Below are 12,156 nucleotides of genomic sequence, written 5' to 3'. Positions count from 1 at the left end.
TGCTGATGGAGATGTTAGCCACTGTAATAGGAGTAGTTATAAAATCTCTCATATTCATAGTAGGAATGTTCTTAGCAGCAGCTTATCTAACTCTTATAGAAAGAAAGTTTGCTGGACATGTCCAGCAACGACCCGGACCACTCCACGTTGGTTTTCATGGACTACTTCAGCCTATAGCTGACGCATTAAAAGTCTTAACAAAAGAAGACTTAGTTCCAAATAATGTAGATAAGGTCTTATTTTACCTTGCTTCTTTACTTGCCTTTGTTCCAGCTATTATGATTTTAGCAGTAATACCTTTTGGGGAACCTTTTACAATCTTCGGAATAGAGATTAAGCCATACATCACAGATCTAAACATAGGTTTAATATTAGCTCTTGCATTTGGTAGTATAAGTATCTATGGTGTTATCTTTGCAGGATGGGCATCTAACAGTAAATACCCAATGATTGGTGGTCTTAGAAAAGCAGCTGTTTTAATAGGTTATGAGGTTGCTTTAGGTTTTGCAATGGTAGGACCTATAATGATGGCAGGGTCTTTCTCTCTAAGAGAAATCGTTTATGCCCAAGAAGGATTTTTTGGTGCTTTTATATGGTACCAACCTATCGCTTTTATAGTGATTCTGTTTGCTATACTTGCAGAAACAGGCAGAACGCCTTTTGATGTACAAGAAGCAGAAGCTGAACTTGTATCAGGGTACAACACAGAATACTCTGGTATGAAGTTTGGTCTATTTCCACTGGCAGAGTGGTACATAGGAACATTTGTTTTAAGTGCTATAGCTGTGATTCTTTTCTTCGGTGGATGGAAAGGACCTGAGATCTTTGGAGCTTTATCACCTTTCATCTGGTTTTTCTTAAAGGTATTTATGATGTTTATGTTCTTCCTGTGGGTACACTGGACACTCCCAAGGTACAGGGTAGACCAAATAACAGAGATAGCTTGGAAAGTGATGCTTCCACTGTCTTTACTAAACATATTTATCACAGCCATTATAATAATGGTTAAAGGTTAAAAATGGTAAAGTTAAAGTATGTAGAAAGACCAAATTTAAGTCTTATAGAAAAAATATTTTTCTTAGACTTTATAAAAGGTTTAAAAGTTACCCTTAAAAATCTATTTAAAAAAACCATTACAACAAAATATCCGTATGAAAAGATAACACCACCTAAGAGATTTAGAGGTACCCACGCTCATAGGGTTAAAGATGGAAATGAACCGCCATCTTTTAGTGTTTTAGAAAAGTTTATGGATATAAATACAGGTGAAAGTAGATGTGTTGCCTGTTATATGTGTCAGCAAGCCTGCCCTATGCCTTCTCTATTTAGAATAGAAGCAGTTCAACTTCCTAATGGTAAGAAGAAGGTTGTAAGGTTTGATATGAATTTACTCAACTGTTTATACTGTGGTCTTTGTGTTGATGCATGTCCTGTTGACTGTCTTATAATGACCGATATCTATGAGACAGCCAAATATCAAAGAGAAAAGTGTGTTATCCAGATGGATGATATGAGTGAAAGAGGAAGAGATTTTGATTCAAGAAGGTTGAAAGAGCCTGATAGAATATGGATAGATGACCAAGAAAGAATTAAGTTATGGGGGCAGATAAAATGGAGTTAAGCGTAGTAGCATTTTGGGTTCTATCTACTATAGCGGTTTTATCTGCTATAGGTGTTGTGTTTTTTAGAAACATTGTTTACTCAGTACTATCTTTAATATCGGCTCTAATAGCTATATCGGGACTTTTCTTTAACTTAGGAGCTGAGCTTATAGGAGCTCTTCAAATACTGATTTACGCTGTTGCTATCGTTGTATTTTACGTTTTGGTTATATCAACAGTTCCTCAGTATAAAGGTGAAGCGGTAGACCCTAAATATGCATTACTATCAGCTCCATTTGGCTTTATCCTCTTCTTAGAACTTGCTTATGTATCAGTTTACGGTTTATGGGCATCTAATACAGGTATATTCTCACCTGATATATTCAACCAGATATCCAATGCTAAAGCAGTTGCAACACTGCTTTTCACAAAGTACCTATTTCCATTTGAAGTAGCTTCTTTAATACTTCTTGTAGCTATGATAGGAGCAATTTTATTAGGTAGAAAAGATATTGTAGAAGAAGAAAAAGAAGGAGGAGCATAATGGTTCCTTACGAGTACTACGTAGCTTTAAGTGGTCTTTTAATGGTTTTAGGTTTTATCGGTGTTATAGTTAGAAAAAACATAATAGCTATGCTTATATCTACGGAGTTGATGTTAAATGCTGTAAATGTAGCGTTTGTAGCCTTTGATATGAAACTCCACGATGTTGTTGGGCAAGTTTTTGTGTTCTTTATTCTTACTATTGCAGCTGCAGAGGCTGCTATAGGACTTGGTCTTATAATGGCTATATACAGAATGAAAAAAGATGTAGATGTAGAAAAATTAACAGAACTAAAGGGGTAAGGCTATGGAGTACTTGTGGATTATACCTTTTTCACCGCTAATTGCCTTTATTATCATAGGTTTGTTTGGTTATAAGTTTCTAAGGGAACCATTAGCCGGTATAGTTGCAGTTATAGCTGTAGCAATTTCAGCTATAGCTTCTATTAAAGGGTTTATTGATGTAGCATCAACAGGAAACTACTACAATTTAAAGCTTTTTAACTGGATGTCTATAGGAAATTACAACATCTCTGTAAGTATACTATGGGACCCGTTATCTGCTTTAATGACCTGTGTAGTTACCTGCGTATCAACATTTATCTTTATATTTGCCACTGGATATATGAAAGGTGATGAGTCCTATCCAAGATTTTTTGCATACCTTTCTCTGTTCGTTTTTATGATGCTTATGCTCACATTATCTGACAACCTTGTTCAGCTATTTTTTGGATGGGAGGGTGTAGGTTTAGCATCTTATCTACTAATTGGTTTTTGGCATTATAAAAAGTCAGCAGCAAATGCTGCAATGGAGGCATTTGTAGTTAACAGAGTTGGTGACTGGTTATTCTTACTTGGTATATTACTTGCCTTTACTACATTTGGAACGTTAGATTACCTTGATATCTTTCAAAAGTTAGCAGGTGTTGATTATATAATCATAACAGCTATAGCTTTACTCTTGTTTGGTGGTGCCGTTGGTAAATCTGCTCAAATACCTCTACATATATGGCTTCCTAACGCTATGGAAGGTCCTACTCCAGTTTCTGCATTAATTCACGCAGCTACAATGGTTGCAGCTGGTGTATACATGGTTGCAAGGTTAATGCCTGTGTTTGCAAGCTCTGAAATAGCTCTTGATACTGTATTATTTATAGGAACTATGTCAGCTTTCTTAGCTGCTACAATGGGTCTTGTTCAAAACGATATAAAGAGAATTATAGCCTACTCAACACTATCACAGCTTGGATACATGTTTGCAGCTGAAGGGTTAGGACTTTTCGGAGAAGGAATGTTTCATCTTACATCTCACGCTGTATTTAAAGCATTGCTATTTTTAGGATCCGGTAGTGTTTTAATAGCTCTTCACCACCTTTTAGACGTCCAAAAGATGGGTCAGATTGGAAGGGCTATGCCCATTACAATGGGAACATTTTTAATTGGTTCTTTAGCACTAGCAGGTATTCCACCGTTTGTAGGATTCTTTAGTAAAGATCCTATTATAGAAGGTGCTTATGAGATAAACATATTCGCTTTCATGTTCTTATGGGCTGGAGCATTTTTAACAGCATTTTACATCTTTAGACTATTCTTCCTTACATTCTTTGATGGAGATAGGTTAGACCCTCATATTAGAGAGCATGTTCACGAATCTCCCCCTAACATGACTATACCTTTGATAGTGTTAGCAACAGCAACAGTAGTCCTTGGTTTCTTTAGAGAGTTTTTCCTAAACTTCTTAAAACCTTCCTTAGACCCAAGTTATATGAAGTTTCTACCGGAAGAAGTAAAAGTGTTAGTTAGTGAAGGTTTATCAAGAAGCCACCATGTACATATAGATGCTAACGCCTTTGAGTTTTTAGGACACTCTTTAACCTCTTTCCTTGGAATAGTATTACTACTTACAGCTGTAGCAGGGATATTAACTGCATACGTGATATATCAATTAAGAAAAGTAGACCCTGTAAAAATTGGAGAACTATTCCAACCTCTTTATAAACTCTTTTACAACAGATGGTATTTTGATCATATATACTACGCAATATTTGTTTACGGTTATTACAAATTCTCTAAAGTATTATGGTTTATAGGTGATAGGGTAATTATTGATGGTATAGTTGATGGTTCTGGTAAAGGTTCGCTGTTTGCAGGAGAGTTGTTTAGAAAAACCCAGATGGGCAGAATAAGTGGATATGTACTACAGATGCTTATAGGTATAGTAATATTCTTATCTTTATTCTTGTTTTTAAAGTAGGAGGAGTAGGAGATGGCACCAGAGTTTGTTTACGCACAGTTTCCATTAATAAGTATATCTATACTGATACCTCTTATAGCAGCTGCTATTGTGTTTTTTACGAGTGAAAAACTTGCAAAACCCGTAAGTATAGTTTCTTCTATTATAGTTTTTATAATAGCATCATACATGCTCCTTACCTACGACCCATCAGGATACAAAATTCAGTTTTATGAAAAGTACTCATGGATTCCTCAATTTGGTATAAACTACGAAGTAGGAGTTGACGCCCTCAGTCTAACTATGGTTTGGCTTACTGCCATATCTTTTGTTGTTGCTTTTATCTGGAGTACCAATATAGAAAAAAGGATTAAAGAGTATTTTGTAGCCTTTTTAGTCCTTGAAGCTGCGTGTATAGGAGTATTTGTAGCATGGGACTTGGTAGCTTTCTATGTATTTTGGGAAGTTATGCTTATACCTATGTTCCTTATAATTGGTGTATGGGGGTATGCAGAAAGGATATATGCAGCAACTAAGTTTTTCATATACACATTCTTTGGTTCTCTCTTTCTACTTATCGGTGTTATAGGAATGTATATTTACAACTATATGGAAAACAATGTTTTATCAATGAGTTATTTTGATCTTTTAAAACTGTCTCTTCCTCACAACCTTGAGATAATATTCTTCTTACTTTTAGCCCTTGGTTTTGCCATAAAGGTTCCTATGTGGCCGTTCCATACATGGCTTCCAGCTGCCCACGTTCAGGCTCCTACTGCTGGTTCTGTGATTCTTGCAGCTGTTCTTTTAAAAATGGGTACCTATGGATTTGTAAGATTCAACCTTCCTTGGTTCCCAGAAGCTTCTAAATACTTTGTGCCTGTAATGTTTGCTCTTGGTGTTATCGCTATAATATACACAGCAATGATGGCAATTGCCCAAACACATATCAAAAGACTTATAGCTTACTCCTCTGTTTCTCACATGGGTTTTGTAACTATCGGAACATTTGCTTTAAATACAGAAGGTGTAAACGGTGCAATTATAACCATGATATCCCACGGTTTAACATCTGGAGCTCTGTTCCTTGCTGCAGGGTTCATATACGAAAGACTTCACAGTTATGAAATGAAAGACCTTGGAGGTATGGCTAAGTTTGTTCCTGTGTTTGCTACTTTATTTATGATATCTGCTATGGCATCGGCAGGACTACCCGGACTGTCCGGATTTGTAGGAGAGTTTTTAGCATTACTTGGAACGTTTAAAGTTAGTATCTTAACTGCAGCGTTGGCAGGTTTGAGCCTTGTAGTTGGAGCTGCTTACACGTTATGGCTTTATAAAAGAACTATGTTTGAAGAAGAGTTGCTAACAGAAGAAAAGAAGAAAGAGTACTCCCATTTAAAGGACTTAAATACAGCTGAGCTTTGGTCTTTCTTACCACTGGTTATATTTATGTTCGTAATTGGTATTTATCCAAAATGGTGGATTGACCTTATAAACAATACAACTACCTTTGTGCTTCATAAGATAGTAGGAGGGTAAGCTATGACAATAGTTCAACAGCTTGTAGCTGGATTAGGTATTCCAAACTTCCAAGTCTTAATTCCAGAAATTATAGTTTTAACAACTGCTATATTAGTATTTATCTTGGAACTATTCACTAAAAGCAGGTCTTTATTAACTTTAGTTTCGGTTATAGGACTCTCCCTTGGAGCTCTGTCTATTTTAACCATAAGTGAAGGAGCTATAACTTTATACGGTTTATACATAGTAGATAGCTTTTCACTGGCATTCAAGTTTTTCTTGATAGTATTTACTATACTGGCTATTATGAACCTTCAACCTTACGTTGAAGCTAAAAAAACATACTACGGTGAGTATTACTATTTAATTATCTTTTCTTTACTTGGAATGATGATTATGGTATCTTCTCCAAACCTTGTTAGCTTTTACATAGGTCTGGAGCTTATGTCTGTATCAACTTACATCTTAGTTGGATTATGGAGAAGAGACTACAAATCCAAAGAAGGTGCATTTAAGTACCTTATTATGGGTGGTGCTGGAACAGCTATAATAAGCTACGCAATAGCTCTAATATATGGAAAAACTGGAAGTTTTGATTTTGCAAGAGTATTTAACCAAATTCAAGACAACCCAGATTTAGCTACAACTGCTGGAATTGGACTTCTTATAGTAGGACTTGCTTTAAAGGCCTCTGCTGTACCTTTCCACTTCTGGACACCTGATGCTTACGAGTCAGCTCCTACTCCAATAACAGCATTTATGGCAAGTGTTTCTAAAATAGCAACTTATGCAGTTATTTTAAGAGTCATGGTTGAGGCATTTCCTCTTGTTAACTCTGTTTGGTCTTACGGATGGGCAGTACTGGCTGCAGTTTCTATGGTTGTAGGAAACTTTGTTGCATTAAAACAAAGAAATGTTAAAAGAATGCTCGCTTACTCTTCTATCGCCCATACAGGATACATTTTAGCAGCTTTAGCATCACCTAACGGAATGGGATTTACAGCTTTAATCTTTTACTCCCTTGTTTATCTTTTTATGGCACTGGGTGGTTTTATATTCTTATCAGCTTTTGAGAAAAATGGAAATTGGACAAACGATTTAGAAGATTTTAAAGGGTTAGCTAAAAAACATCCAATAATGGCTCTTTACATGCTTATATACATGTTCTCAATGCTTGGAATACCACCAACAGTTGGATTTATGGGTAAGTTTGGTGTGTTTATGGCTCTTATTTCAAGTAATGTTTGGTGGCTTGCAGTTGTCCTTGTAATTACAAGTATAGTATCTGCCGGATACTACTTAAGGGTTGTTTCATACATGTACATGTATGAACCCGTTAATGAAGGTAAATTTAACTTAAACCCTATCGAAAAGTTTACCGTTGGATTTTTAGCTGTAATGATTCTTGTTATAGGTATATATCCAACTGTATTTTGGGAAATATCTAATGTATTAACTTCTATTCTTATTATGAATATAGGAATGAGATGAAAGGTAGGCTATACATAGTATCATCACCAGCAGGAGGAGGTAAAACAACAATAATAAACCTTCTGCTGGAAGAACTGCCTTTTTTAAGAAGGGTTATAACTTACACTACAAGACATAAAAGGAAAAATGAAATAGATGGAGTGGATTACGTATTTATAAAAAAAGAAGAGTTTGAAAGATTAATCCAAGAAAATGCCTTTTTAGAGTATGCTTTAGTCCATGGAAACTATTACGGCACGCCTAAAAAAGATGTTTTTCAGCTCCTTGAAGAAGGATACGATGTTGTTTTAGTTATAGATGTCCAAGGAATGAAACAGGTAAAACAGATTTATCCTGATGTTATAACCATTTTCATACTCCCACCATCTTTAGAAGAACTTGTAAATAGAATGAAATTAAGAGGAGATTCAGAGCAAGAGATAGAAAAACGTCTAAATACTGCAAGGAAAGAAATACCATTCTGGAAAGAGTATGATTATATAGTTGTAAACGATAACCTTTTTCAAGCAAAAGACCAAATAAAGTGTATCATCACCGCAGAAAAATGTAAAGTAAGTAGATTTGACTTAGACAACATAAAAGATGAAAGTTTAAAGTCTTTGATGATTTAATTTTCATGTTATAATATTGGATTACCAAACAATTCGGAGGTGCTGGTTTTGAATCAAAGACCTTTAATTGAGCAAGCTTTAAAAAAAGTTAAAAGTAGGTATGAGCTGGTTCATGCTGCATCTAAATTGGCAATAGAGCTTTATGAAACTGGAGCTGAGACCTATGTAACAGAGGAAGGAATACCTCTAAAGAAGACAGTAATTGCTATCGATAAAATAGCTTCTGGAGAAGCTAAAATAATCAGGAAAAATCAAGAAAAATAGTAAAAGTTTTTTTCCTAACTTTTTTACAAAACCGAATCTGATTAAGATTACACAAACTCTCTACTATTAACAATCCTACTCCTGTTCCTCCCTCCACGTTTTCCTTTGTGTCGTTTCTAATAACTAAATACCTTTTCACAGTTTTTATATGAATATATCTGTCTGAGTATTTAAAAGCGTTTTCTAAGATGTTGTAGATTATTAAATCTATATCTGTTTTATTTGCATACTTTTCGATAGGTTTTATATTTAAAATTACTTTTTTTTCTTCTATCTCAAAATTTTTCAAAGATTCTAATATCACTTCTTTTATATCAACGTTTTTATAAGTTCTATCTTCAAACTCTAACTTTTTAAAAGTATCTGATAAAATCTTTACATCTTTAGAAAGGTCTAAAACAACTTTTTCAATCCTGTCAAGTTGCTTTGAGTTTACTTTGTTTTTCAAAATTTCTACATTTGTTAAAATACTTGATAAACTGTTTCCAAATTTGTGGGACACAGATAGAATTATAAGCTGTAAAAAAGATTTGTATCTTTGTTCCTTTTTTATGTATCTATCCATTACAAGGTAAATAACAAAAGAAGTTCCAAGTACTAAAAAAGCTTCCCATAAAAATATAACAGTGGCATACTTCTCTTTTTTTTCAAGAATACTTTCAACTTTCATTTTTTCAAAAAAATCTGGGTATACTCTGGATTGAATATCTAAGTAATCTGATATAAGCTGGTTTATAATGTACAAATTAACAAAGTTTATAATTGAAAGACTTAGTATGAAAATAAACATTATAGATAAAAAAATCTTTAACTCAAACTTCATCTTTCAATCTATAACCTATACCTTTATGTGTTTCTATTGAGTCCGGAGGAAGGATTTTTCTCAGTTCTTTAATATACTGCCTTACTATCTCATCTCCAACGGCTTTATCAGGCCAGACATAGTTAAGTATTATTTCAGTAGAAACAACTTGACCTTTCCTTTTTAACAGTAAAGCAAGAAGATTCCATCCAGTTTTTGAAAGTTTTACCTCTTTCCCTTCTTTTAAAACAATCTGATTTTCTAAATCTATCTCCACATCTTTTATTTTATACTTATTAGGTATATGTACTCTTTTACTTAAGGCTTTTATTCGTAGTAGCAACTCTTTTGGATTAAATGGTTTTGTAAGGTAATCGTCAGCTCCAAAGTTAAAGCAAGTTTCTTTGTCTTCTATTTTATTTTTTGCAGTTATTATAATAACTGGTGTTTTAACTCCTTTATCTCTTAGCCCTTTTAGTATACTCTCTCCTTTTTCATACTTTAATATTAAATCCAGAACAATTACATCGTACTCATTCATCTGTAGAGCTTCGTCTAATTTTCTATCATCACTAATCCAGACTACTTCCACTTGATTTTCTTCTAAGTACTCTTTTAAACTTTCTCCCAGCACTAAGTCATCTTCAACAAGCAAAACTCTCATATGTATATTATCGGCTTTTATTGTAAAATATTTTAAATATTTAGGAGGATGAAAAAGTGTATATATGGTTAAAAGTTATTCATATTATCTTTATGGTCTCTTGGATGGCTGTTTTGTTTTATTTACCAAGGTTGTTTGTGTACCATGCCGAAAATAAAGATAACAAAGGGTTTGTTCAAGTTGTTAAGGTAATGGAGAAAAAACTGTTTTACTTTATAGGTATTCCTGCATTTGTTTTAACAGTTGTATCGGGTTTAGGAATGATAGCTTTAAATCTTTCTTTACTTACAAGTGGTGGCTGGCTTCACGCAAAAATAGTTTTGGTAATTCTTCTTACTGCTTTCTTTTTCCATAATGAGTATGTTAGAAGAAAGTTTTTAAAAGACCAGTGCAGTAAATCAGGTAAGTTTTTCAGAATGTACAACGAAATTCCAACTATTATACTTATTTTAATAGTTATCCTTGTAATAGTAAAACCTTTTTAGGTGAGTAATGTTAGATAGAGTTTTTGTAAGGAGAAAGATTTTAGAGTTTTTAGAGGAAGATATAGGATACAGAGACTTAACAACAGACAGTCTTGATGTAGATAAAAACGTTGAAGGCTTTTTTATTGCAAAACAGTCTGGAGTAGTCGCAGGAACTGTTTTTGTAAAAGAAGTTTTTAATGTGTTTGGAGATGTATCTTTTCAAAGTTTTAAAAAAGAGGGAGATTATATAGAGAAAGGAGAGATAATAGGTTTAGTCTATGGAAACTGTAAAAGTATTCTAAAAGGAGAGAGAGTAGCTTTAAACATTCTTCAAAGGTTATCAGGAATAGCCACTTTAACAAACCTTTTTATAAAAGAGCTTGAAGGAACAAAAACAAAGCTTCTTGATACCCGCAAAACAACACCAGGATTTAGAGCTTTTGAAAAGTATGCCGTAAAAGTGGGTGGTGGAGAAAACCATAGGTTTGCTCTGTACGATATGGTAATGTTAAAAGATAACCACATTGCTTTGGTAGGAAGTATAAAAGAAGCTGTAAAGCAGGTTAAAAGTAAAGTTTCACCGATTGTTAAAGTAGAAGTAGAAGTGTCAAACTTTGACCAGCTTTATGAGGCTCTGGAAACGGAAGCTGATATTATAATGCTCGATAATATGACTCCTACTCAGGTAAAAGAAGCTGTAGAAATAATCAATGGAAAAAAGTTAGTGGAGGTTTCAGGAAATATTACACTGGAGAATATAAAGCAGTATGCTTTATCTAACCCTGATTTTGTGTCAACAGGGTCTGTTATCCATTCTGCAAAATGGCTTGATATAAGTTTAAAATTAAATACTGGAGGAGTTTAAAATGAAAAAGCATTTTAAGATTGCAGTTTTACCGGGAGACGGAATAGGTCCAGAAATCATTGAATCAGCGTTAAAGGTGTTAGACGTCATATCAAAAAAGTATGGTATAACTTTTGAGTATAAACACGGGCTTGTAGGAGGAGCTGCTATAGATGAGACAGGAGACCCACTTCCACCTGAGACTTTAAAGATATGTAAAGAAAGCGATGCTGTTTTATTTGGAGCTGTAGGTGGAGAAAAGTGGGATAACTTACCTACAGACAAAAGACCAGAAAAAGGATTACTTAGAATAAGAAAAGAGTTAGAGCTTTTTGCAAACATAAGACCAGCTAAAGCCTATGCACCACTACTTAGCTCTTCACCTCTCAAAGAAGAAGTTATAAAAGGAGTTGATTTAGTAGTTTTAAGAGAACTTACAGGCGACGTTTACTTTGGAGAGCCAAGAGGTAGAGAAGTTAGAAACGGTGAAAGAGTTGGATACAACACAATGATTTACTACGAACACGAGATAAAGAGAATAGCAAAAGTTGCCTTTGAGATGGCAAGAAATAGAAGAAAAAAAGTAACAAGTGTAGATAAAGCAAACGTACTGGAAGTAAGTGGTCTTTGGAGAGAAGTTGTAAACGAAGTCCATGCAGACTATTTAGATGTAGATCTTGAACATATGTACGTTGATAACTGTGCAATGCAACTCATAAGAAGACCAAAAGATTTTGACGTTATTGTTACAGGTAACATATTTGGAGATATAATATCAGATGAAGCAGGAGCGTTAACAGGAAGTCTTGGAATGCTACCATCTGCAAGTATTGGAGAAAGGTATGCTTTTTATGAACCAATACACGGCTCAGCACCAGATATAGCAGGAAAAGGAATAGCAAACCCTATAGCAACTATTCTATCAGCTGCTATGATGCTTGAAATAACCTGTAAACTCCCACAAGCAGCTAGAGACATAGAAAAAGCCGTAGAAAAAGTATTAGAAGATGACTACAGAACAGCAGACATATGGTCTCCGGGAACTAAAAAAGTAAACACTGCAGAAATGACAGAGGAAATAATCAAGAGATTGTAATACTTGAATTTATTTA

Annotated in this window: 14 protein-coding genes; 12 read left to right on the top strand and 2 right to left on the bottom strand. The window is 34.4% G+C overall.

Annotated features, from left to right (window positions below):
• The first annotated feature begins 5 nt into the window (after positions 1 to 5).
• The 9 genes from nuoH to rpoZ are packed head-to-tail and all read left to right on the top strand — an operon-like array spanning position 6 to position 8,267.
• Complete coding sequence (gene nuoH / locus SULAZ_RS01390) at positions 6 to 1,016, top strand: NADH-quinone oxidoreductase subunit NuoH (protein WP_012674574.1); 1,011 nt, start codon at positions 6 to 8, stop codon at positions 1,014 to 1,016.
• A gap of 2 nt (positions 1,017 to 1,018) precedes the next feature.
• The gene (locus tag SULAZ_RS01385; protein ID WP_012673630.1) at positions 1,019 to 1,621 is read left to right on the top strand and encodes a NuoI/complex I 23 kDa subunit family protein; all 603 of its coding nucleotides are present in this window, start codon (positions 1,019 to 1,021) and stop codon (positions 1,619 to 1,621) included.
• Entirely contained in the window at positions 1,612 to 2,145 is a 534-nt protein-coding gene (locus SULAZ_RS01380; protein ID WP_012674361.1) for an NADH-quinone oxidoreductase subunit J, read from the top strand. Before SULAZ_RS01385 ends, SULAZ_RS01380 begins: the two co-directional genes overlap by 10 nt.
• Complete coding sequence (gene nuoK, locus SULAZ_RS01375) at positions 2,145 to 2,447, top strand: NADH-quinone oxidoreductase subunit NuoK (RefSeq protein ID WP_012674373.1); 303 nt, start codon at positions 2,145 to 2,147, stop codon at positions 2,445 to 2,447. The genes SULAZ_RS01380 and nuoK overlap by 1 nt, the downstream gene beginning before the upstream one ends.
• A 4-nt stretch (positions 2,448 to 2,451) precedes the next feature.
• A complete protein-coding gene (gene nuoL, locus SULAZ_RS01370) occupies positions 2,452 to 4,398 on the top strand; it encodes an NADH-quinone oxidoreductase subunit L (RefSeq protein ID WP_012673737.1) in 1,947 nt (648 codons plus the stop codon).
• A 12-nt stretch (positions 4,399 to 4,410) separates the two neighbouring features.
• Complete coding sequence (locus tag SULAZ_RS01365) at positions 4,411 to 5,919, top strand: complex I subunit 4 family protein (protein ID WP_012674879.1); 1,509 nt, start codon at positions 4,411 to 4,413, stop codon at positions 5,917 to 5,919.
• A 3-nt stretch (positions 5,920 to 5,922) separates the two neighbouring features.
• Positions 5,923 to 7,392 carry an NADH-quinone oxidoreductase subunit N gene (locus SULAZ_RS01360; RefSeq protein WP_012673517.1) on the top strand — a complete coding sequence of 490 codons (1,470 nt, stop codon included), beginning with the start codon at positions 5,923 to 5,925 and terminating at the stop codon, positions 7,390 to 7,392.
• Positions 7,389 to 8,003, top strand: coding sequence for a guanylate kinase (gmk, locus tag SULAZ_RS01355; protein WP_012674696.1), 615 nt, complete (start codon positions 7,389 to 7,391; stop codon positions 8,001 to 8,003). The genes SULAZ_RS01360 and gmk overlap by 4 nt, the downstream gene beginning before the upstream one ends.
• A 48-nt stretch (positions 8,004 to 8,051) precedes the next feature.
• Positions 8,052 to 8,267, top strand: coding sequence for a DNA-directed RNA polymerase subunit omega (gene rpoZ, locus SULAZ_RS01350; protein ID WP_012674410.1), 216 nt, complete (start codon positions 8,052 to 8,054; stop codon positions 8,265 to 8,267).
• Here rpoZ and SULAZ_RS01345 read toward each other — a convergent pair.
• Both SULAZ_RS01345 and SULAZ_RS01340 read right to left on the bottom strand, forming a co-directional pair.
• Positions 8,245 to 9,090 (bottom strand): sensor histidine kinase, encoded by an 846-nt coding sequence (locus SULAZ_RS01345; RefSeq protein WP_012674963.1) that lies wholly within the window; start codon positions 9,088 to 9,090, stop codon positions 8,245 to 8,247. The genes rpoZ and SULAZ_RS01345 overlap by 23 nt on opposite strands.
• Positions 9,080 to 9,733 (bottom strand): response regulator transcription factor, encoded by a 654-nt coding sequence (locus tag SULAZ_RS01340; RefSeq protein ID WP_012674039.1) that lies wholly within the window; start codon positions 9,731 to 9,733, stop codon positions 9,080 to 9,082. The genes SULAZ_RS01345 and SULAZ_RS01340 overlap by 11 nt, the downstream gene beginning before the upstream one ends.
• A 56-nt stretch (positions 9,734 to 9,789) precedes the next feature.
• Here SULAZ_RS01340 and hemJ point away from each other — a divergent pair, with 56 nt between their 5' ends.
• From hemJ to leuB, 3 genes are read left to right on the top strand one after another with little or no spacing between them, the layout of a single operon-like run.
• A complete protein-coding gene (hemJ, locus tag SULAZ_RS01335; RefSeq protein WP_012673795.1) occupies positions 9,790 to 10,218 on the top strand; it encodes a protoporphyrinogen oxidase HemJ in 429 nt (142 codons plus the stop codon).
• A gap of 7 nt (positions 10,219 to 10,225) precedes the next feature.
• Entirely contained in the window at positions 10,226 to 11,065 is an 840-nt protein-coding gene (nadC, locus tag SULAZ_RS01330) for a carboxylating nicotinate-nucleotide diphosphorylase (RefSeq protein WP_012674693.1), read from the top strand.
• Position 11,066: 1 nt separating this feature from the next.
• Entirely contained in the window at positions 11,067 to 12,140 is a 1,074-nt protein-coding gene (gene leuB / locus SULAZ_RS01325) for a 3-isopropylmalate dehydrogenase (RefSeq protein ID WP_012674776.1), read from the top strand.
• Positions 12,141 to 12,156: the final 16 nt, after the last annotated feature.

Origin of the sequence: Sulfurihydrogenibium azorense Az-Fu1, assembly GCF_000021545.1 — a bacterium.
Lineage (GTDB): Bacteria > Aquificota > Aquificia > Aquificales > Hydrogenothermaceae > Sulfurihydrogenibium > Sulfurihydrogenibium azorense.
The sequence above is the reverse complement of the archived record's forward strand: the minus strand, read 5'-3'. Positions and strand labels throughout refer to the sequence as shown.

What these genes read in the sequence shown, in the direction of transcription:
- nadC (WP_012674693.1), top strand. Translation starts at nt 10,226, where the DNA reads ATGTTAGATAGAGTTTTTGTAAGGAGAAAGATTTTAGAGTTTTTAGAG.
- SULAZ_RS01345 (WP_012674963.1), bottom strand. Translation starts at nt 9,090, where the DNA reads ATGAAGTTTGAGTTAAAGATTTTTTTATCTATAATGTTTATTTTCATA.
- SULAZ_RS01365 (WP_012674879.1), top strand. Translation starts at nt 4,411, where the DNA reads ATGGCACCAGAGTTTGTTTACGCACAGTTTCCATTAATAAGTATATCT.
- gmk (WP_012674696.1), top strand. Translation starts at nt 7,389, where the DNA reads ATGAAAGGTAGGCTATACATAGTATCATCACCAGCAGGAGGAGGTAAA.
- nuoK (WP_012674373.1), top strand. Translation starts at nt 2,145, where the DNA reads ATGGTTCCTTACGAGTACTACGTAGCTTTAAGTGGTCTTTTAATGGTT.
- SULAZ_RS01380 (WP_012674361.1), top strand. Translation starts at nt 1,612, where the DNA reads ATGGAGTTAAGCGTAGTAGCATTTTGGGTTCTATCTACTATAGCGGTT.
- SULAZ_RS01385 (WP_012673630.1), top strand. Translation starts at nt 1,019, where the DNA reads ATGGTAAAGTTAAAGTATGTAGAAAGACCAAATTTAAGTCTTATAGAA.
- nuoL (WP_012673737.1), top strand. Translation starts at nt 2,452, where the DNA reads ATGGAGTACTTGTGGATTATACCTTTTTCACCGCTAATTGCCTTTATT.
- SULAZ_RS01360 (WP_012673517.1), top strand. Translation starts at nt 5,923, where the DNA reads ATGACAATAGTTCAACAGCTTGTAGCTGGATTAGGTATTCCAAACTTC.
- nuoH (WP_012674574.1), top strand. Translation starts at nt 6, where the DNA reads ATGGAGATGTTAGCCACTGTAATAGGAGTAGTTATAAAATCTCTCATA.
- leuB (WP_012674776.1), top strand. Translation starts at nt 11,067, where the DNA reads ATGAAAAAGCATTTTAAGATTGCAGTTTTACCGGGAGACGGAATAGGT.
- SULAZ_RS01340 (WP_012674039.1), bottom strand. Translation starts at nt 9,733, where the DNA reads ATGAGAGTTTTGCTTGTTGAAGATGACTTAGTGCTGGGAGAAAGTTTA.